The sequence below is a fragment of the Paractinoplanes rishiriensis genome, assembly GCF_016862375.1.
In the GTDB taxonomy this organism is placed as follows: domain Bacteria; phylum Actinomycetota; class Actinomycetes; order Mycobacteriales; family Micromonosporaceae; genus Actinoplanes; species Actinoplanes rishiriensis.
Map to the genome: position 1 here is coordinate 22260 of NZ_BOMV01000011.1, position 20888 is coordinate 43147.

Sequence of the window (20888 nt, forward strand, 5' to 3'; positions counted from 1 at the left end):
GGACGGTGGCGGTTCCGGGTTGCCTTTTATGGGGTGCCGTGAATGCGGCGACTAATAGCAAATCCTGTTTATGAACATAGGATCGTCAATCGTCGTCCGTCAATGGAATCGATTTGCAGATAAGTTGCAACGAAACGTGCGCAGCATTCATTGTTCCGGCCGGATCTCCGGTCGGACGCCCTTTTTGGCCCGATCTGCCCTCGCGAATCGGCGCCTTGTTTGCTGCAACACGACGGGCGCGTTCCGGACATCATGGCGGCAATCGGCCCCGGGCGCCAGCCGGTCCCGGTGGAGCGCCACCCCGGCGACCACGAGCCCGACGCCGGCGAGCTCCCGGACCGTCGGCAGCTGGGTCAGCACCAGGACGCCGATCACCGTGGCGGTGGCCGGCAGCAGCGCGACCAGCAGGGCGTACCGGCCGCGCGGCAGGCGGGCCATGGCGACCTGGTCGGCGACGTACGGGATCACCGACGAGCAGACGCCCACCCCGGCGGCGGCCGCCAGCGCGACCGGGTCGGCGAGCGCGGGCAGCGCGTCCCACCCGCCGGCCGGCAGCGCGAACCCGGCCGCCAGCAGCATGGACAGCGCGAGCCCGTCGACGCCGGACAGCCGCGGCTCCCGGGCGACCCGGTGCCCGAGCACGATGTACGCCGCGAACAGCACCGCGTTGGCCGCCGCGAACGCGATGCCCAGCGGCTCGGCCACCAGCCGCACGTCGGTGAGCAGGTAGACCCCGGCAGCCGCACCGGCCAGCGCCAGCAGGTTGCGCCTGGTGCGTACCGCCATCGCGGCCAGCACGATCACCGGCAGGAACTCGACGGCCGCCACCGTGCCCAGCGGCAGCCGCTCGATGGCCAGGTAGAAGACGCTGTTCATGGCCGCGAGCACGGCCGCCCAGCCGAGCAGCAGCAGGCGGACCGGCCGGTCCAGCCGGCGCCAGACCCGCCACGGCCGCCGCCAGAGCGCGAACACCAGGGCCGCCGCCGCGATCCGCAGCCAGGCCACGCCGAGCGGCTCGACCCGGGCGAACAGCAGCACCGCGAACGCCGGTCCGAGATAGTGGAACACCGCGCTGACGAGGAAGGAGGCGTACGCGGTCATGCTCTTATCCTGGAAAAGACCGGGCCCCGGAACCATGGCAGATCGAAGGTGAACAGAGACAATGACGATGCCTCGCGCACCACGATTGCCGGATGGCTTTCCGGACGGAAAACTGGACGATACCGGCCGCCGGCTGCTTGCCGCCCTGATCGAGGACCCGCGGGCGAGCGCGGCCGAACTGGCCCGCCGGATCGGCACCTCGGCGCCCACGGTGCGCGAGCGGCTGGCCCGCCTCGAGGAGGCCGGCGTGATCCGCGGCTACCGGGTCGACATCGATCCGGCCGCGATCGGGCTGCCGGTGGCCGCCTGGGTGCGCATCCGGCCCGGTCCCGGACAGTTGGCCCGGATCACCGAACTGGCCGCGCGCACCCCGCAGGTCAGCGAGTGCCACCGGATCTCCGGCGAGGACTGTTTCCTGGTCAAGGTGCACGTGCCGGCCATCGAGGCGCTAGAGGAGGTGCTCGACCAGTTCCTGCTGTACGGCCAGACGACCAGCTCATTCGTGGTTTCCACCCCGGTGCCGCCCCGAGCTCCCGGTCAGCTGTAGCGCTGCAGTTTCGGCCAGAGCGTGCGCCACGGCTCGGCCGGCCGGCACACGTAGATGCGGCCCTCCTGCTGCTCCTCGTTTTCCACGCCGAGGCTGTTGCGCAGCGCCGGACCGTTGTCACACGGCGCGAGTAGGGTGGGCGGCGACTGGGAGACCACCACCGCCACCGTCCGGTCGTCCGGCGGCGGCCCGAAATTGTGCAGCTCGTTGTGCCCGCTGTAGACCGGCGGCAGCCCGTGCCGCGGGCCGAACCGGTCGAGCATGCCCGCTTCGCCGTAGTTGCCGGCGATCAGCACCGCGCCGGCCCGCTCCTCGGCCGGCAGCGCGGCGTGCACGGCTGCCACCTGCTCGACATACTCGGGCCAGCCGATCTGCTCGGCCACCGTCGGGTTGAGCTCGGTCACGATGTTGCCGGCCAGTTGGTCGCGGGGCAGCAGCGGCAGCCCCGAGACGACACCCATCAGGGTCAGCACCGCGATGCCCGCGCCGGCCAGCACCTGCCGCGTGCGCCGGCCGGCCAGCCAGCTCTCGGTCGCCACCGCGCCCGCGCAGTACAGCCCGAACAGCAGGCCAAGCGGATAGTAGGGCTGGCCACCCACGACAAAGGTCAAGATCAAAATGAGGGGGTACGCGACGGCCAGCGCGCGAACCTGCCGGTCCCGGGCCAGCCGGACGATACCGGCGATCCAGATCGGCGGGACGGCGAGCAGGGCGAACTGCAGCGGTACCAGTCCGGCCCGGGACTCGCCGCCCTTGTTCTCGCTGAGCGCCTCGGCCATCCGGGCCTGCGGGAAGTCGTTCGCGATCTGGTAGAGCAGGTTGGGCAGGCCGACCAGCACCGCCAGGCCCACGCCGGCCCACAGCCACTTCGACAGCAGCACCCGCCGCGGACCGGCCACCAGGATGCCGGCGGCCAGCGACAGCAGGAGCAGCACCACCAGGTGCTTGTTGTAGAGGCCCAGGCCGGCCACCAGCCCGGCGGCCAGCCAGGCTCGATCGTTGCCGCGCAGGGCTCGGACCACGAAAAGAATGACCCCGAGCCAGATCGGCAGGTCGGCGGTGGCAGTCGAGGTGACGTGCGCGGCGGCCAGCGGCACCGCGCTCAGCACGCCGGCCGCGGCGATCGACTGGGCCACCGCGCGTCCGCCGAACTCGCGGGCCAGCACCGCCGCCACGATCGCGGCCACGCCCAGCAGGACGGCGGCCGGGACGCGCATGGCCCAGACGGTGTCGCCGAAGATCTCGATGCCGAGCCGGGCCAGCATCGGCGTGAACGGCGGCTGGTCGACGTAACCCCACTGCGGGTGCTCGGCCAGCATCCGGAAATACAACTCGTCGCGGTGGTAGTCGTACCGGTCGGAAGTGGCGATGAGCAGGGCCGTGACACCTGCCGCAATGATGCCCACCGGCCACCGGGCCATCGGCGGGCGTGGGGCACCCGTGTCGATCACGATCACACGGTAGAGCATGGAGGCATGGACAACGGTTACCTGACCGACTTCGCCCGCCCGGCCGGCACGCTGCCCCCGCGCGCCGTCCTGTCCACCGACGCGCCGGTGCTGCGACTCGACGGCAGCTGGCGGTTCCGGCTGTCGCCGGCGATCGCGCAGGCGCCCGAGGGTTTCTGGCGCCCGGAGTTCGACGACTCCGCCTGGACCAACCTGGACGTGCCGTCGAGCTGGCCGATGCACGGGCACGGGAAGCCCGCGTACACGAACCGGGTCTATCCCTTTCCGATCGATCCGCCGTACGTGCCCACCGAGAACCCGACCGGCGACCACCGGCTGCGGTTCACCGTGCCCGAGTCGTGGGCCGGCGCGCGGGCGGTGCTGCGGTTCGACGGCGTCGACTCGTGCGGCCGGGTGTGGCTCAACGGCACCGAACTGGGCGTCACCCAGGGCAGCCGGCTGCCGGCCGAGTTCGACGTGAGCGGGGTGCTGCGGCCGGGTGCCAACGTGCTGGCGGTCCGGGTGCACCAGTGGTCGGCCGGCAGCTACCTGGAGGACCAGGACATGTGGTGGCTGCCGGGCATCTTCCGCTCGGTCTCGCTGGCGCAGCGCCCGGCCGGCGGACTGGACGACGTGTTCGTGCACGCGGACTACGACCATGTCACCGGGGGCGGCGCGCTGCGGGTGGACGCGCCACCCGGGGCTGTTTTCTCCGCGCCCGCGCTCGGCCTGCACGAGGTGGCCGCCGACCAGACGCATCACCTCGCGGCGGTGCGGCCGTGGTCGCCGGAGGACCCGGCGCTCTACACCGTCGAGGTGGCCACCGCGGCCGAGACCGGGTCGCTGCGGGTGGGGTTCCGGACGGTGGCCATCGTGGACGGGTTGCTGACCGTGAACGGCCGGCGTATCGAGTTCCACGGCGTGAACCGGCACGAGTTCCACCCCGACCTGGGCCGGGTGGTGCCGCAGGAGGTGGTGCGGGCCGAACTCGAGCTGATGAAGCGGCACCACATCAACGCGATCCGCACCAGCCACTACCCGCCCGCGCCCGGGGTGCTCGACCTCTGCGACGAACTCGGCTTCTGGGTGATCGACGAGTGCGACCTGGAGACGCACGGCTTCCTGTCGACCGGCTGGCGCGGCAACCCGTCGGACGATCCGCGCTGGCGCGACGCGTACCTGGACCGGATGTCCCGGATGGTGGAGCGCGACAAGAACCACCCCAGCGTGATCATGTGGTCCCTCGGCAACGAGTCGCACACCGGAGCGAACCTGGCCGCGATGGCCTCATGGGCCCGATCCCGCGACGATTCCCGTCCGATCCACTACGAGGGCGACCGGGCGTGCGAGTACGTCGACGTCTACAGCCGGATGTACGCGAGCCACGCCGAGTGCGCCGCGATCGGCCGGGCGTCCGGCCCGCCCTTCATCCTGTGCGAGTACGCCCACGCGATGGGCAACGGCCCCGGCGGCCTGGCCGAGTACCAGCAGATCTTCGAGACGTATCCGCGCTGCCAGGGCGGCTTCATCTGGGAGTGGATCGACCACGGCATCCGGTCCGGCGACCAGTTCGCCTACGGCGGCGACTTCGGCGAGCCGGTCCACGACGGGAACTTCGTCATCGACGGCCTGGTCTTCCCCGACCGCACCCCGTCCCCGGCGATGGCCGAACTGGCCGCGGTCTACGCCCCGGTGCGGATCGGCTTCGGCGCGGGCCGGATAACGGTGGCCAACCGCTACACCTACCGCGACCTCTCGCACGTAACGCTGACCTGGACCCTCTCCACCCCGGACGCCGAGCCGGCGAGCGGGCGCGCCGCAGCGCCGCCGGTGGCTCCGGGGGAGTCCGGGCAGATCTCGCTGCCGGATTTCCCCGATGTATCCGGGGAGGCGTGGCTGACCGTGGTCGCTGCCGATCCCGACGGGCTGGTGCTCGGGGCTGGGCAGGCCGCGGTCGGTGCCGCGCCGCGGGCCGCGGGTGCCTCCCGGCTGCCGGGGCGGCGGCGGGCGGACGGTCATCTGCTGCTCGGGCCGGCCGTGTTCGAGCCGGTGTACGGGCGGCTGGTGCGGCTCGGTGACCTCGCGCTCGACGGGCCCCGGCTGCACGTGTGGCGGGCGCCCACCGACAACGACCGGCTCGGCTTCCACGGTGAGTTGATGCGCGACTGGCGGGAGGCCGGCCTGCACCGCCTCCAGGAACGCCTGGACGGCATCGAGGCGGACGACGAGGGCCTGACCGTGCTGAGCCGCTACGCGCCGGCCGGCACCGATCTCGCGCTGCGCACCACGGTGCGGTGGCACGCGGGGGAGGACGGGCTCTCCGCCGAGGTCCGGGTGGTGCCCGAGGGCGCCTGGACGGTCACGCTGCCGCGGATCGGCGTCCGGCTGGCGCTGCCGGGTTCGTTGTCCGAGGTCGAATGGTTCGGGCGCGGGCCGGGCGAGGCGTACCCGGACTCGCGGGCTGCGGTGTTGGTCGGGCGCTACCGCTCGACCGTGGACGAGTTGCAGACCCCGTACGTCTATCCGCAGGAGAACGGCCACCGGGCCGACGTCCGTCTCCTGGAGTTGCGCGGCGGTGGAGGGCTGCGGGTGACCGGGGCGCCGACGTTCGGCTTCACCGCCCGGCGGTGCACCGACGAAGACCTGGACATGGCCGTGCGGCGCACCGAGATCCCGGAGCGCGACCGGATTCACCTCAACCTCGACCTGGCGCAGCGCGGGCTGGGCAGTGCCTCGTGCGGGCCGGGCGTGCTGCCGCGCTACGAGGTGCCGGTGCGCGAATACTCGTTCGGCTTCACCTTGTCGGCTCTGTGACGTGGCGGCGCCGCCGGCAATCCGGCGGCGCCGCCCCGTGATCAGCTGCCGATCGGGCCGCCGTCCAGGCGCCAGGTCACCACGACCGCCGGCTTGGCGTAGTCGCCGTCCGGCCAGGTCGACGCCGGGTTGTCCACCGAGGCGCCGGTGATCTCGCCGGGGTGCTGGACCGCGACGAAGACCGAGCGGTCGTCGCCGGTGATGAACGGGCCGCAGGTCTCGGCGCCGCGCGGCACCGTGAGGAACTGCTTGAGGTGGCCCCGCTCGGAACCCTCGATCGCCGTGGCGAACAGGCCGTCGTTGCTGCCCAGCGCGTTGCCGTCGGTCGAGATCCAGAGGTTGCCGGCGCTGTCGAAGGCGACGTTGTCGGGGCAGGAGATCGGCGACACCGCGGTCTTGTCGTAGCCGCCGAAGTAGGTGGACGCGTCCGCCGGGTCGCCGCAGACGATCGGCAGCGACCAGGTGAACGACGTGCCGGTGTGGTCGCCGCGGTCCTCGACGATCTCGAAGATCTGACCGTGCTTGTTGGCCGGCCGCGGGTTGGCCTCGTCCACGCCGGGGTAGGTGCCGACGCCGCGGTTGGTGTTGTTGGTCATCGCCGCGTAGATCTTGCCGGTCTTGAGGCTGGGCTGGACGTCCTCGGGCCGGTCCATCTTGGTGGCGCCGACCTTGTCGCCGGCCAGCCGGGTGAAGGTCAGCACCTCCGCCGCGGTCATCCCGGGCACGTACGACGTGTTACCCGAGACCAGCTTGATCCAGGTGCCGGAGCCGTCGAACGCGCCGTCGGCGGGCAGCTTGCCGGTGCCGTCGATCTCGGCCGCCGGCGAGTCGCCGGTGACCTTGGCGGCGTACAGCGTCCCCGACTCGAGCAGGGTGAGGTTGTGCCGGCGGGCCACCGCCGAGTCGCCCGGCAGGTATTTCTTGTCCGAGACGAACTTGTACAGGTAGTCGAACCGCTCGTCGTCACCCATGTACGCGACGACCCGGCCGTTCCTGGCCACGATGACGTTGGCGCCCTCGTGCTTGAACCGGCCCAGCGCGGTGTGCTTGCGCGGCGGCGCGTCCGGGTCGAACGGGTCGACCTCGACGATCCAGCCGAAGCGGTGCGCCTCGTTCGGGTGCTTGGCCAGGTCGAACCGCTCCTGGGCCCGTTCCCATTTGCGCGAGTCGCTCGGGTAGCGCGCGGTGGTCGTGATGCCGTACCGGGCCAGGCTCGGCTTGAGCGCCTCGGGGGCCTGGTCGCCGCCGACGAAGTACTGGTTGAAGTTCTCCTCGCCGGACAGCACCGTGCCCCACGGGGTGACGCCGCCGGCGCAGTTGTTCAGCGTGCCGATCGGCGTGGTGCCCTTCGGGTCGGCGGCGGTACGCAGCAGCGCCGAACCCGCGGCCGGCCCGGTGAACCGGAACGGCGTGGTCGAGCCGGTGATCCGCTTGTTGTAGCGCAGCCGGTGCCCGCCGGCCGGTCGCCACTCTCCCGTGCGACCGACCCGCTCGATCTCCACCACGGACATGCCGTGCGCCGCCATGCTGATCCTGATCTGCTCCACGGTCAGCGCGTCCAGGCTGGTGTAACCGGGAAACATCAGGTTCTCGTTGGTGTACTCGTGGTTGACCACGAGCAGCGCCCGGTCGCCGTCGCCGAACGGCAGCACGCCGACGAAGTCGTTGTTGTACCCGAACTGCTGGGCCTGCGCCGCCGCGGACTGCTTCGCCAGGTCGAACTCCGGCGCGCCGGGCACCACCGGGTCGCCCCAGCGCATCACGATCGAGTGGTCGTACCCGTTCGGGATCACCAGGTTGTCGAGCGTGTTCGGCGGGATCGGCTTGAACTTGAGCGGGCCGGCCTTGCCGGGCGTTGCGGGCTGGCCGGGCTTTCCGGGCTTCTGGTCCGCCAGGGCCGGCCCGGCGCTCGCGGTGACGGTTCCGCTCAGGCCCAGGACCAGCGCGCCGGCCGCCCCGGCACGCATCACCCCGCGGCGGCTCATCGAAGCGTTGACCACGTCGCCCAGGTACGGGTTCTCCGACCGGTTGGGCACCGGGTGGTCACAGGCGTTGCCGCAGCGGTACCGGCAGGTCATCGCGTCCCGCCCGCCTCCGCTGTGGCCGAGCACGGGCAACAGGCGACGGCCAATCTCTGGCATCGGGTATCTCCTCGAGGTCAGCGCCCACCGGCAGGTGGTCGTGACCGCACGCTAGGAAAGTCAACTTTCACCACCGCCGATCTGTGGTGAACGGCGAATGAACGTGTCGGCGGCCACGCCGCGGACCGGGCACGACGGGCGCCCGGCCGGTCGCCGATTACCATGCCCAGGTGAACCCGGAAGACCTCATCCGCCGTCTCGGCACGGCCGGCGTCGGCGACGTGCTGGCGGACGCGGCGCATCGCTCAGCGTACGCTTCCGACGCCTCGCTGTACCGGGTCGTGCCGCTGGCGGTGGTCCGGCCCCGGTCCGCCGACGAGGTGGCCGCCACGCTCGAGGTCTGCCGCACGGCCGGGGTGCCGATCACGGCCCGCGGCGCCGGCACGTCGGTGGCCGGCAACGCCATCGGCCGCGGCGTGGTGATCGACTTCAGCCGCCACCTCAACCGGGTGCTCGAGGTCGACCCGGCCACCCGCACGGCCCGCGTCGAGGCCGGCACCATCCACGCCACGCTCCAGGCAGCGGCCCGCCCGCACGGCCTGCGCTTCGGCCCCGACCCGTCGACGCACACCCGCTGCACGATCGGCGGCATGATCGGCAACAACTCCTGCGGCTCGCGGACCCTGGGCTACGGGCGCACCTCCGACAACGTGGCGGCGCTCTCGGCGTACACCGTCGATGGTGAAAAGCTGATCACCGGGCGGGATGAGCAGGGCCGCCCCACCGCCGAAGGGGCCAAGGAGATCACCACCGCCCTGGCCGGCGTGATCGGCGCCAACCTGGCGGTCGGCCGCACCGAGTTCGCGACCTTCGGCCGCCAGGTGTCCGGCTACGCGGTCGAGCACCTGCTGCCCGAGAACGGCTTCAACCTGACCGAGTTCCTGGTCGGCAGCGAGGGCACGCTCGCGGTGGTGACCGAGGCGACGGTACGCCTCGTGGTCGACCCGAAATACCGGCTGCTCGTGGTGCTGGGCTACCCCGACTTCGGTACCGCCGGCGACGCGGTGCCGGCGATCCTGCCGTTCGCGCCGACCGCCTGCGAGGGCATCGACTCCCGGATCATCGAGGTGGTCCGCAGCCGCCGCGGCCCCGACGCCGTGCCGCCGCTGCCGGCCGGCGCGTCCTGGCTGTTCGTCGAGATCGCCGGCGACGAGCTGGACGCCGCCCGCGAGCGTGCGCAGCGCCTGGCCACCTCGGTCGGAGCGCTGGACAGCCTGGTGGTCGAGGACCCGGTGGCCGCGGCTCCGCTGTGGCGCATCCGCGAGGACGGCGCCGGACTGGCCGGCCGGGCGCCCTCCGGCCGGCCCGCGCACGCCGGTTGGGAGGACGCCGCCGTTCCGCCGGCGAAGATCGGTGCCTATCTCCGCGATTTCGATGCGCTGGTCGACCAGCACGGGCTTTCGGCGATGCCGTACGGGCATCTGGGCGACGGATGCCTGCACGTACGCCTGGACTTTCCGCTCGACAAGCCCGGCGGTCCCGGCAGGTTCCGCGCGTTCCTGGAGGACGCCGCCGACCTGGTGGTCCGCTACGGCGGCTCGCTCTCCGGCGAACACGGCGACGGCCGCGCCCGCAGCGAACTGCTGCCCCGGATGTACACGCCCGCGGCCATGGAACTCTTCGGCGCGATCAAGGCGACCTTCGACCCCGGAAATCTGCTGAACCCCGGCGTGCTGGTCGACCCCGATCCGATGGACGCGAACATCCGGGTCGCGTCGGCTCAGCCCGTACGCCAGCCTCTTGCTTTTGCCTATCACCACGACAGCGGCGACTTCAACCAGGCCGTGCACCGCTGCACCGGCGTCGGCAAATGTCGCGCCGACAACACCGGCACCGGCGGCGTGATGTGCCCGTCCTACCTGGCCACCAGGACCGAGAAGGACTCGACCCGCGGCCGGGCCCGGGTGCTGCAGGAGATGCTGGACGGCGACCTGGCCCCCGACTGGCGCGCGCCGGCCGTGCACGACGCGCTCGACCTGTGCCTGTCCTGCAAGGGCTGCCTGTCGGACTGCCCGACCGGGATCGACATGGCCGCGTACAAGGCCGAGGTTCTGCACCAGAGCTACCGTCGGCGTCTGCGCCCGCGCTCGCACTACTCGCTGGGGATGCTGCCGCGCTGGTCCCGCCTGGCCTCCCGCCTGCCCCGGCTGGCCAACCGCCTGGTCTCGGCGCCCGGCCTGCGTCGCCTGGCGCTGTTCTTCGCCGGCGTCGACGCGCGGCGCTCGATCCCCGCCTTCGCCGACCGGACCTTCCGCAAGTCTTTCCGCCCCGCTCGGGCGCAGGGCAAACCGGTCCTGCTGTTCGTCGACAGCTTCACCGACCACTTCGCCCCCGACATCGCCCACGCCGCCGTCGAGGTGCTGACCGCGGCCGGCTACGCCCCCGAGATCACCACCGAGAAGGCGTGCTGCGGCCTGACCTGGATCAGCACCGGCCAGCTGGACGCCGCCAAGCGCATCCTCGGCGACACGGTCGACGCCCTGCAGGGCGCCGTGTCGCGGGGCATCCCGATCGTCGGCCTGGAACCGTCGTGCACCGGCGTCCTGCGCAGCGACCTGCCCGAGTTGGTGGACACGGATGCCGCTCGCGAGGTGGCCGCCGCCACGGTCACGGTCGCCGAGTTGCTGGCGCGCACCCCCGGCTGGCAGCCCCCGTCCCTGGCCGGCGTCAAGGTGATCGCCCAGCCGCACTGCCACCACCACGCCGTGATGGGTTGGAGCCCCGACGCCAAACTCCTGAAGTCCGCCGGTGCCGAGGTGACCCGCCTGGGCGGTTGCTGCGGCCTGGCCGGCAACTTCGGCGTGGAGCGCGGCCACTACGAGGTCTCGGTGCAGGTGGCCGAGCAGCAGTTGCTGCCGGCGCTGCGGAACGCCGCCGAGGGCGACGTGTTTCTGGCCGACGGCTTCTCCTGCCGGACCCAGTCGACCGACCTGGCCGGCGTCCCCGGCCGGCATCTGGTGCAGTTGCTGGCCGACCACCTGCCGAAGGAAAGGTAGGAGGCGGCCCGCACTCCCACGCCGTGGGCTAGGCCGCCCGGGGTCGGGGAGCGCGGGCGGAGCGGGTGGGCTCGGGTAGGTGGCGGGACGCCACCCGGCGTGACCACCGGCCGCGGGGCGGCTGGGTGAGGGGCGGCTGGGTGAGGGCGGCTGGGTGAGGGGCCGCTGGATGAGGGGGCCGGAGTAGGGGTCGCAAAGGGCGCGAAACGGTAATTTGATACGTGGGGGTGGGGGCATGCGGTGGGCGTACAAGGCGATGGTTCAGAAGTTCTGTGCGGCGGCTCCTGGTGGGGACGTTCTCTACCAGCGGATCCAACAGCGGTTTGGGCGGCTGGGTGCGGATCCGTTTCGGCGGTTGCCGACGCATGCCCGGATGGTTCGGCGGCTGCGGGACATGGGGTTCGGTGGGGAGGGCAGGCGGTGTCTGGAGATCGGGACCGGGCATCTGCCGGTGGCTCCGGTGGCCTTCTATCTCGTGGGGGCCCGCGAAACCGTCACCGTTGACCTGCATCGGCGGCTCAATCCGGAGTTGACCGCGGAGATGCTGCACCGGATGGCTGCGGCCGAGGATCAACTGCTGGAGTTGTACGACGGAGTCGTCGCGCCGGAGCTGCTGCGGGAGCGTCTCGCGGTGATCCGGGGGCTCGCGGGCCGGCCGTACGAGCTCCTGGAAAGAATTGGCGTGCGTTATGTCGCGCCGGGGGATGCCGCCCGCATGCCGGACCCGGACGGGAGTTTCGACCTCAGCTTTTCGGTGACGGTCCTCGAACATGTGACGCCGGGAGCGCTGCGGCAGATTCTCGCCGAGGCGCGCCGGCTACTTACCGCCGACGGCGTGGCCGCGCACCTGATCGACCCGAGCGACCACTTCGCGCATCAGGATCAGCGGATCACCCGGATCAACTTCCTGCGGTTCTCGGAACGGGAGTGGCGCCGGGTCGGCGGGAACGAATTCTCCTACTGCAACCGGCTGCGGGCGCCCGAGCTGGAGCGACTGTTCGACGAGGCCGGCTTCGGGATCGAGCGCTCGGAGCGGACCGTCGACGAGCGGTCGCGGGCCGCGCTGGCCCGGGGGTTCCCGGTGCACCCGGACTTCCGGCGGTTCGAGCCGGCTGAGCTCTGCACCACCGAGCTGGAGATCTACGCCCGGCCCCGGACCAGCGCGAGCCTGCCTACCTGATCCGTGTCATCAGCTCGCTGACGACCTCTTTTGCCAGCTCCGGGGGAATGGCCGCGGCGATCACCGCGGGTGGCATGCCGGACAGGACCGCGACGGCGATCATGGGCTCGGTGGCGCTGGGCTCGCCGGCCAACTGCGAGACCAGGGCCAGGGTCTGCTTGAGCATGGGGATGACCTGGTTGTCCAGCCGGGTGACGTTGGTGGCCAGCGCCCGCTGGTCGTCGCGGTACTCCATCATCCGCAGGTCGCCGCCCATGCGGCGGTTCGTGGCGCCGTTGTCGTACGGGTTGGGCTCGGTGTGGTTCCACACCCGCTGTTCCACGCGCGCGGCGATCCTTTCGATCTCTGCGTCGGTGAGTGCCACCAGTTCCTCCAGATGCCATGAGGCGGTCGACGCCTCGCGGGCTGTTTCGTACGAGGCCGAGAAATGGGCATGTGCCGTGTGCGGGCTCGCCCCGCTGTAGGACTGCTGCGCCCACCCGTTGGAGGCCTGCCAGATGCGTTTGTTGTAGATGATGTACCGCAGTCTGTTCTCGGCTCCCGAGCGGCAGCGTCCGAGCAGGAATTGCACCACCCTCTCCATAGTCAGTCCGGGTACGCGCAGGTCGACGTCCACGTCGACGGCGTGCACCTCGTTGATCGAATCGGCATCCCGGATCGGCACCGCGCCGGTCTCGTCGGGGTTGTGGTCGGAGACCGTGTTCTGGTGCGCGGTGTCCCCGATCGAGCCGTCCGTAGTGGTGTCTCGATCCGGGGCAATCCGGTTGAATTCCGTCCGGAGCTGCACGAGGCAGGGGACTAGGATCCAGTCCGCCATCAGGCTCCCTTCGCGGTCCTTTCTCCGGTGAACACGGACAGCGCGTTCAAAGCGTTGAGGAAGGTACCCAATCACGGCACGCGCAACACGGGACACGCCCGCCACTCGGCTGAGTGACGGGCGTGTCCGGTGCACGGAGAGTTACGGGAGCAGCTGCTCCAGGGTCGGCACCTTCTTGAAGATGCCGTCCACGGTGCCCAGCTGGGCGACCCGCTCCAGCGACGTCCGGTTGATGTCCTGCGGCCAGTTGGGCAGGATCATCGCGATTCGGACCGTGTCGTTGATCGTGGTGTACGTGCCCACCGTGTCCCGGACCTCGTCCGGGTGGGTGGCCGCGTACTGCATCGACTCGCGGATCGCCTCGGTGAAGCTGGTCACCAGCGCCGGGTTCTTGGCGATGGTGTCCTTGCTGGTGAAGTAGAGCGCCACGGTCAGATCGGGCGCGGTGTCGACGAAGTTGGACGCCACCACGTTGCCGCCCTGGGTGAGCACCTCGGACAGTTGCGGCTCCACCACCCACGCCGCGTCGACCTTGCCGGCCATCAGGGCGGCGGGCGCGGCCGGGAACGGCATGGCCTCGAACGTGATGTTGGTGGGGTCGCCGCCGTCCTCGCGCACCGACTGTCGCACCGTGGTGTCGCCGATGTTCTTCAGCGTGTTGACCGAGACCCTCTTGCCGGCCAGGTCCCTGGCGGAGCGGATCGGGCTACCGTCCTTGACCACGATCGCGGAGAAGTCGCGGCCGGTGCGCCCGGTGGAGGCGACGCCGCTGGCCACCGCCTTGAGCGGGGCGCCGTCGGCGGTCGCCGCGAGCAGCGAGGTGACGTTACTGAACCCGAACTGGTATTTGCCGCCGAGGACGCCCTTGACGATCGGCGCACCACCCTGTTCGGCGGTCAGATTGAGGTCGATTCCGCGCTTGCTGAAGAAACCCTTCTGCTTGCCGAGATAGATGGGCGCCGTGTCAATGATCGCGATGACCCCGACGTCGATCTTCGTACCCGTCGTCTGCTCCGCCTTGTCGTCCGGCCCGCAGGCCGATGCCGCCAACAGCGTCGCCAGCACGGCGACCGCGGCGAGGATCCGACGCATGTTCCGCTCCCATGGAAAAGTCACATCGACGCCTTTATGCGCCGGGCGAACCGTACCCTGATCTCCGCCCATACGGGACGGGCGGAATGGTCACAATTGATCAGCCCACCGGTGTGGCGGTGAGTGGCAGCCGGGCGGAGACTACACCGCCGGTCTCGCCCGCCCGCGCCGCGAGGGTGCCGCCGAGCATCTCGGCCCGTTCGCGCATCGCGGTGAGTCCGCATCCGGGCACCCACGGTGTTCGCGCCGGCCCGTCGTCGTGCACCTCGACGGCCAGTTCCCGGTCGTCCGCCAAGGTCAGGATCACGGTGGCGCGCTCACCGCGCGAGTGCCGGGCCGCGTTGGTGAGGGCTTCGACCACGATCCGGTACGCGGTGACCTCGACGGCGGCGCCGAGCGGCGGCAACGGGCCGGGCACCTGCACGTCGACGTCCAGCGGCCGGCCGTCCGGGCGCAGCAGATGCCGCGCGTGCTGCCGGACGGTCTGCTCCAGGCCCACCTGGTCGAGGCTGGGCGGGCGCAGGCCCTCGACCAGCCGGCGGATCTCGACGATCGCCTCGCCGGCCTCCTGGCGTACCCCGGTCAGCAGCTCGGCGGCCCGGTCCGGGTCGCGTCCGAGCACGTTGCGGGCGGCGTCCGCGGCGTACGCGACCCCGGTCAGTCGCGGCCCGATCCCGTCGTGCAGGTCGCGTCGCAGCCGGCGCCGCTCCTCCTCGATGGCGGCCACCACGGCGGCGCGCGACGCCTGCACCTCGGCGCGCAGCCGGCGGGCGTGCATGAGCTGGGCCAGCGCGGGAGTGAGCACGGCCAGCACCTGCTCGTCCTCGCGGAGCAGGGTCAGGTGCCCGGGCCGCAGCCCGACCTCAAGGTGGCCGACGCCCGGATCAACCCCCGAAAGCGAGCGGCGTACCACGGCCTCCGGGGGTTTGCCGCTCACCGCGACCGGCTCGCCGGAGCCGTCGACCAGCGCGGCGTACGGCAGATTCAGTGACTCCCGCAGCGACCGCAGGGCCGGCACCGGGTCGTCGCTGAGCCGTTCGCCGGCCCGGGTGGCCGCCTGGATCGGGTCGCTCCGGGCGCCGAACAACAACTGCTCGATGACCTGCCGGAACAGCCGGGCGAACGGGGCGTAGCCGAGCGCGCAGACGGCCGCCAGCAGGCCCAGCCCGCCGGGCGCGATCTCGACCGGGTGCCCGGCGATGGTCTCGATGCCGCTGAGCAGGCCGGCGTACACGCTCATCACCAGCAGTACCGTGCCGGCGTGCACGCTGAACCCGAGGGCCAGCGCGCGCGCGTCCCGGACGCCGGGCGCCACCAGGCCGAGCGCCAGGCAGGCGATGAAGACGACGCCGGCGGCCAGGTCGAGGACGGCGGCCGCCTCCTGGCTGGCGACGAAAAGGTTGAGGCAGGCGAGCAGGGTGCCGGGGAACGCGCCGAGCGCCAGCCACTGCAGGGCGCGCCGGCCGGCCGGATCGGCGTATTCGTAGCGCCACCACTGCACCGCGAGCACCAGCAGGAAGGCGACGATCCCGCTCAGGCCGCTGGAGGCGTACGGGTGCGGTGTGATGAGCGCGACGCTGCCGGAGACCGCCACTACTCCCACCGCCACCCAGCCCAGCCCGGCGGGCGGGCGGCCGTCCGGGTAGAGCACCAGAGCGGTCGGCAGCAGCACCAGCACGCTGAGCACCCAGAGCCGGTCGGTGAGCGGCGACGAGCCCGCGGCCAGGCGCAGCACCACGGCGGCCAACCCGGTGGCCGCGGCGGCGAGGAGCAGGCCGAACACGGTGGCCGGGATCTTGCGGACCACCCGCAGGCCGATCGTGGCTCCGGCCAGGACGAGCAGCCCCGCGCCGAACGGTACCCAGATGGTCCACTCGTCGCGGGTCACGCCGGCCGGCCCCGCCCCAGGCCGCCGTCGCGGGCCCGGACGATGGCCGCCGACCGGTCGGTGACCTGGAGCTTCGTGAAGATCGTGGAGAGGTGGTTGGCGACCGTCTTGGGTGCCATCCCGAGTTCGGTGGCGATCGCCGCGTTGCGCCGGCCCTGCGCCACCAGCTCCAGCACGTCGCGCTCGCGCGGGGTCAGCTCGGGGAACGGCGTGGCGGACTGCGGCTCGCGGGCGAACAGTCCGAGCACCCGGGCCGCCACGCCCGGCCCGAAGATCGCCTCGCCGGCCACCACCGCCTTGAGCGCCCGGTCGATCTCCTCCTGGGCGGCGCCTTTGAGCAGGTAGCCGCGGGCGCCGGCCTGCATGGCGGCGAACACCACGTCGTCGTCCTCGGCCATCGACAGCACCAGGACCGCGGTGCCGGGCGCTGCCCGGACGATCCGCCGGGTGGCCTCGACGCCGTCCACGTGCGGCATCAGTACATCCATGATCACCGCGTCCGGCCGGTGCAGCTGCACCTCGCGGACCGCCTGCTCGCCGTCGGCCGCCTCACCCACCACCCGGAAGCCGTCGAACGACTCGATCAGGGCCCGCAGCCCGCCGCGCACGACCGGGTGATCGTCGACCAGGACGACGGTGATGGGCTTGCCGGGCGGCGGCGTCATCGGTCCATCATGAGGGCAGCGCCGTACCCCGACCCAGGAACTCCTTCCCGGGTGCGGCCGGGAGATTTCCCGGTACGGGGGGCGCCGCGACCGATCCGGCCGGAACCGGTCCGTCCGCATGCTCGACGCATCGGCACCGCAGGGAGCGGATGCCGGACCGATCCGGGGTGATTGTTGTGCAGTTCTCCAAGCTCAACCGCGCGGGCCTGGTGCTCGCTTTCCTGCTCGGCGTCGTGGACATGCTCGCGGTGCTGGCGCCCACACCCGACGGTGAGGTGGGCCCGCCGTTCGCGATCCTGGTGATCGACGCCCTGCTCGGCCTGCTCACCGTGGTCGCCGTGGTGGTGGCCTGGCGGTCCGGCAGGCGCGGCGCCGTGCGGATCGCGGCCGGCGCCCGCATCGTCTCGATGATCACGGCGCTGCCGGCGTTCTTCGTCGACGTGCCGGCCGCGGTGCAGGCGCTGGTCGCCGTCTTCGTGGTGGTCACCATCTCCTGCGTGGCGATGATGCTGACGCCGGCGCGCCGGCCGGTTCCCGTCACCGACTGAAGCCGGCCCACCGGCCGGTCAGGCGACCGTGGCGTGCAGCCAGGCGACCAGGTCGGCCGGTGGCAGCGGGCGCGACATGTGGTAGCCCTGTGCGTACGGGCAGCCCATCGCCTCCAGCACGGCGAGCGCCTCGGCCTGCTCCACGCCCTCGGCCACCACGGTCAGGTCGAGCGCCCGGGCCAGCTCCAGGATCGCCTGCACGATGGCCTCGTCGCCGGCCTGCTCGTGGATGGCCCGGACGAACCGGCGGTCGATCTTGAGCTCGGTGAGAGGCATGCTTTGCAGGTACGCCATCGACGAGTACCCGGTGCCGAAGTCGTCGATCGACAGCCGGACACCGAGGTCGCGCAGCCGCACCAGGATGGCCTGCACCTCGTTCGGGTCGCTGATGATGGAGGTCTCGGTGATCTCCAGGGTGAGCATGTCGGCGGCCACGTCGTGCCGGGTCAGCGCGGCGGCCACCCGGTCCGGGAACGCGGTGTCGTAGAGGCCGCCCGCCGCGATGTTGACGGCGACCGGCAGCAGCAGGCCACCGTCGCGCCAGGCCCGGTGCTGGCCCAGCGCCAGGTCGAGCACCGCGTCGGTGAGCGGCACGATGATCTCGTCGTCCTCGGCCTGCGGGATGAAGTCGCCCGGCATCAGCAGCCCGCGCTCGGGGTGCTGCCAGCGCACCAGCGCCTCGGCGCCGACCGTCCGGCCCGAGTCGGTGGCGACCTTGGGCTGGTAGTGCAGCACCAGCTCGCCCTCGGCGATGGCCCGGTGCAGCTCGCCGATCAGGCCCAGCTGCTCGGAGCTGCGGCTGTCGGTCCGCGCGTCGTAGAGCGCGGCGCCGCACCGGGACCGCTTGGCCGTGTACATCGCGATGTCGGCGTGCTGCAGCAGTTCCGCCGAGTTCGCACTGTGCACCGGGTACACCGCGGCGCCGATGCTGCCGCTGATGTCGACCCGGACGCCGTCCAGCTCGGCCGGGCCCTGCACCGCCTCCAGGATCCGGCGGGCCAGGTCGAGGCAGTCCTCGGCGGTGCCGACACCGGGCAGCAGGACGGCGAACTCGTCGCCACCGAGCCGGGCCACCGTGTCGGAGTCGCGGACCGCGCCGGAGAGCCGGTCCGCCACCTCGGTCAGCAGCAGGTCGCCGGCGTGGTGGCCGAGCGTGTCGTTGACCTCCTTGAACTTGTTGAGGTCGAGCAGCAGCAGGCCGACCGGGTCGCCGTCGCGCTCGGCCTGGGCGAGCGTCCGGTCGACGCGTTCGGTGAGCAGCGAGCGGTTGGCCAGCCCGGTGAGGCCGTCGTGGCCGGCCCGGTACTTGTTCTCCTTCGCCTGCCGCTCGATCCGGCGCTGGTGGCCGATCACCACGAGCGCGCACAGCAGCAGCAGGAGCACGTCGACGCCGACGATGATGCCACCGGCGAGCAGTAGCCCGCGGTTGCGCTCGTCCACCAGGCTCAGGTACTGGTCGACCTCGAGCCGCTTGCGTGCCACCTGCGCGATGCCGTTCTTGCGCAGCGTCGAGGCGCCGAGGGCGGCCTGCTCGGAGAGCGCCGCCATCGACTCCGTGTCGCCGTCCTCCTGCGCGTCGATCAGCTCGGTCAGCGTCTCGGTGTACGCCTGGTAGCTGTCGCTCACCTCGGCGGCCTGCTCGATGTCCGCGGCCTCGCCCTGGGTGGTCAGCCAGGCCAGGTTGTCATCGGCCGAGCGCATGGCGGACAGCAGCGGCTGCCGGCCCTCGTCGCTGCTGGCCCGCAGGTAGTCGGTGAGCATCTCGTACTCGATGCTGACGTCGAGGGTGACCTGGCTCCACTGGTCGCTCTGCAGCGACGCGGTACGCACGTGGTTGATGGTGTCGGCGTTGTTGGAGACGCTGTAGCCCGCGAGGCCGGCGAGCGCGGTGACGCCGAGGGACAGCCCGACCACGGCGGCCCGCGCCATGGTCTTGCTGCGGATGGCCCTGCTCAGCATCCGGCCTCCTCGGTCCCGTCGCGTCTCCGACCTGACCCGATCGGTGGGGAGCACGCCGTATTGAGGAATGCACCGTGAGTGACACCGAATCGCTCCATACTTGGGGCAGATCAGCGTCAAAGACGGGGATGACATGAAATTTCCTGCCAGGAGACTGTTTGGCGCCGCGGCCGTGGTGCTGATGGCGTTCGGTTCGGCCGCCTGCGGCGGCGACAGCGAAGGCACCGGCGCGAGCGGCGGCGGCCCGCCGAAGATCGCGTTCGTGCTGGCCACCACCGGGCTGAGCTTCGCGGCCGCGATGGGCGACGGCTTCCGGGCCGGCGTGGACCGGGTCGGCGGGGTCACCGCCGACATCACCGGGCCGGCGATCGTCGACGGCGCCAAGCAGCTGCAGCTGTTGCAGGAGGCGCAGAAGACCGCCAAGAGCGGCATCTCGGTGTTCACCCTGACGCCCGACGTCGTCTCGCCGGCCATGGCCGAGGCGGTCAAGGCCGAGATCCCGGTGATCGCGGTGGACAACCCGCCGATGAGCACGACCGGGGTCAAGCTGTTCGTCGGCAACGACAACTACGAGCTCGGCCGTTCGCTGGCCCGCGAGGTCATCGCCAAGCTGCCCGCCGGCACCGCTGGCAAGGTCGTCATCGGCAACAACGCGCCCGGCGTCAAGGTGCTCGACCGCCGGGCCAAGGGCATCCGCGACGAATTCAAGGAGAAGCTGCCCGGTGTCCGGATCCTCGGCCCGTTCGACACCAAGCAGGAGCCGGCCGCCAACCTGGCCGCTTGGAAGACGCTGACCTCGGCGAACAAGGACGCGATCGCGTTCCTGGGCACCGGCGACGCGGACGGCTGGAACCTGGCCGCGATCCGGCGCGAGCGGAAGGCGACGTGGCAGGCCGGCGCGTTCGACCTCGACCCGAAGTCGCTGGACGCGGTGAAGGCGGGCGAACTGGTGCTGGCGTCGCCGGAGCACTTCCTCAAGGGCGAGGTCGCCGGTTATCTCCAGGCCAAGCACGCCAAGAGCGGTGAGCCGCTGCCGGAGGGCTGGCTCTACATCCCCGGGCTGCCGGTGAACTCGGCGAACATCGACCAGGTCATAGCCCGCCAGGCGAGCAAGGAGGCCACCGCGCAGGGGGTCGCCGCCCAGGTGGAGAAGATCCTGAGCGACGCCACCTACCTGCGCAAGCTCTCCGAGGTGAGCTAGCCGGCGTACCTCTCGGCCAGCGCGCCGACCGCGGGCAGCGCCGCCGCGATGTGCCTGGCGGCGCCACCGCGGACCGCGCCGTACGCCTTCACCACCGCGGGCCTCTCGGAGTACTGCGCCATCCCGTCGGTGACCTGGAGCAACGCCTCGGACACCTCGTCCGGCCGGGTGACCAGGTAGTCGCCGAACCGGCCGCCGCCGGCCGCCCGGTAGTCGGCCCAGAACGGGTCGAGCTGCTTGAGCATGTCCGGGACCATGCTCTCGACCGTCGCCGCGTAGTAGCCGGGCGCGAACGCGGTCACCGCCTTGTAGGCGACCTTCACGGCGGCCGCGGAGACGCCGGACTTGGTGGCCAGTTCCCGTTCGACCAGGGCCTGGCAGTCGGCCGCGATCTGCTGCTGTGCACCGAGCCGGAGCAGGATGTCGGAGAGGTTGGTGTGCATCCCGGGACGCTAGCCGGATCACCCGGAGTTGATCTTCACCTGCGTGGC

At 71.6% G+C, this 20888-nt stretch carries 15 protein-coding genes; 6 read left to right on the forward strand and 9 right to left on the reverse strand.

Going from position 1 to position 20888, the window contains the following annotated elements; genetic code table 11:
• Positions 1-147: 147 nt before the first annotated feature.
• Entirely contained in the window at positions 148-1101 is a 954-nt protein-coding gene (locus Ari01nite_RS08030; protein ID WP_239162566.1) for an EamA family transporter, read from the reverse strand.
• Positions 1102-1162: 61 nt separating this feature from the next.
• Here Ari01nite_RS08030 and Ari01nite_RS08035 point away from each other — a divergent pair, with 61 nt between their 5' ends.
• Positions 1163-1648, forward strand: a complete 486-nt coding sequence (locus tag Ari01nite_RS08035; RefSeq protein WP_203780473.1) for an Lrp/AsnC family transcriptional regulator — start codon at positions 1163-1165, stop codon at positions 1646-1648.
• Here Ari01nite_RS08035 and Ari01nite_RS08040 read toward each other — a convergent pair.
• Positions 1639-3099: an ArnT family glycosyltransferase gene (locus Ari01nite_RS08040; RefSeq protein ID WP_239162567.1), complete on the reverse strand. Its 1461-nt coding sequence runs from the start codon at positions 3097-3099 to the stop codon at positions 1639-1641. The two genes, Ari01nite_RS08035 and Ari01nite_RS08040, sit on opposite strands and share 10 nt — an antisense overlap.
• Positions 3100-3123: 24 nt before the next feature.
• Between Ari01nite_RS08040 and Ari01nite_RS08045 the strand changes: the two genes are divergently transcribed.
• Complete coding sequence (locus Ari01nite_RS08045; protein ID WP_203780475.1) at positions 3124-5910, forward strand: glycoside hydrolase family 2 TIM barrel-domain containing protein; 2787 nt, start codon at positions 3124-3126, stop codon at positions 5908-5910.
• Between the two features lie 41 nt (positions 5911-5951).
• Here the strand turns inward: Ari01nite_RS08045 and Ari01nite_RS08050 are convergent, their stop codons facing one another.
• Positions 5952-8051 carry a PhoX family protein gene (locus Ari01nite_RS08050; RefSeq protein ID WP_203780476.1) on the reverse strand — a complete coding sequence of 700 codons (2100 nt, stop codon included), beginning with the start codon at positions 8049-8051 and terminating at the stop codon, positions 5952-5954.
• 170 nt (positions 8052-8221) lie between these two features.
• Here Ari01nite_RS08050 and Ari01nite_RS08055 point away from each other — a divergent pair, with 170 nt between their 5' ends.
• Positions 8222-11047 (forward strand): FAD-binding and (Fe-S)-binding domain-containing protein, encoded by a 2826-nt coding sequence (locus Ari01nite_RS08055; protein WP_203780477.1) that lies wholly within the window; start codon positions 8222-8224, stop codon positions 11045-11047.
• 373 nt (positions 11048-11420) lie between these two features.
• Positions 11421-12227, forward strand: a complete 807-nt coding sequence (locus Ari01nite_RS08060; RefSeq protein WP_203780478.1) for a class I SAM-dependent methyltransferase — start codon at positions 11421-11423, stop codon at positions 12225-12227.
• Here the strand turns inward: Ari01nite_RS08060 and Ari01nite_RS08065 are convergent.
• The 4 genes from Ari01nite_RS08065 to Ari01nite_RS08080 all read right to left on the reverse strand — a co-directional run bounded on the left by Ari01nite_RS08065 (position 12220) and on the right by Ari01nite_RS08080 (position 16689).
• The gene (locus Ari01nite_RS08065; protein WP_203780479.1) at positions 12220-13044 is read right to left on the reverse strand and encodes a hypothetical protein; all 825 of its coding nucleotides are present in this window, start codon (positions 13042-13044) and stop codon (positions 12220-12222) included. The two genes, Ari01nite_RS08060 and Ari01nite_RS08065, sit on opposite strands and share 8 nt — an antisense overlap.
• Positions 13045-13185: 141 nt before the next feature.
• A complete protein-coding gene (locus Ari01nite_RS08070; RefSeq protein ID WP_203780480.1) occupies positions 13186-14136 on the reverse strand; it encodes an ABC transporter substrate-binding protein in 951 nt (316 codons plus the stop codon).
• Positions 14137-14236: 100 nt separating this feature from the next.
• Complete coding sequence (locus Ari01nite_RS08075; protein WP_203780481.1) at positions 14237-16024, reverse strand: sensor histidine kinase; 1788 nt, start codon at positions 16022-16024, stop codon at positions 14237-14239.
• Complete coding sequence (locus tag Ari01nite_RS08080) at positions 16021-16689, reverse strand: response regulator (RefSeq protein WP_203780482.1); 669 nt, start codon at positions 16687-16689, stop codon at positions 16021-16023. The genes Ari01nite_RS08075 and Ari01nite_RS08080 overlap by 4 nt, the downstream gene beginning before the upstream one ends.
• Positions 16690-16838: 149 nt before the next feature.
• Here Ari01nite_RS08080 and Ari01nite_RS08085 point away from each other — a divergent pair, with 149 nt between their 5' ends.
• Positions 16839-17237, forward strand: a complete 399-nt coding sequence (locus tag Ari01nite_RS08085; protein WP_203780483.1) for a hypothetical protein — start codon at positions 16839-16841, stop codon at positions 17235-17237.
• Positions 17238-17255: 18 nt separating this feature from the next.
• Here the strand turns inward: Ari01nite_RS08085 and Ari01nite_RS08090 are convergent, their stop codons facing one another.
• Positions 17256-19196 carry a putative bifunctional diguanylate cyclase/phosphodiesterase gene (locus Ari01nite_RS08090; protein WP_203780484.1) on the reverse strand — a complete coding sequence of 647 codons (1941 nt, stop codon included), beginning with the start codon at positions 19194-19196 and terminating at the stop codon, positions 17256-17258.
• Positions 19197-19329: 133 nt separating this feature from the next.
• On the opposite strand from Ari01nite_RS08090, the gene Ari01nite_RS08095 reads away from it, so the two are divergent.
• The gene (locus Ari01nite_RS08095) at positions 19330-20397 is read left to right on the forward strand and encodes a sugar ABC transporter substrate-binding protein (RefSeq protein WP_203780485.1); all 1068 of its coding nucleotides are present in this window, start codon (positions 19330-19332) and stop codon (positions 20395-20397) included.
• Here Ari01nite_RS08095 and Ari01nite_RS08100 read toward each other — a convergent pair.
• Entirely contained in the window at positions 20394-20840 is a 447-nt protein-coding gene (locus Ari01nite_RS08100) for a DUF6918 family protein (RefSeq protein WP_203780486.1), read from the reverse strand. The two genes, Ari01nite_RS08095 and Ari01nite_RS08100, sit on opposite strands and share 4 nt — an antisense overlap.
• Between the last annotated feature and the right edge of the window lie 48 nt (positions 20841-20888).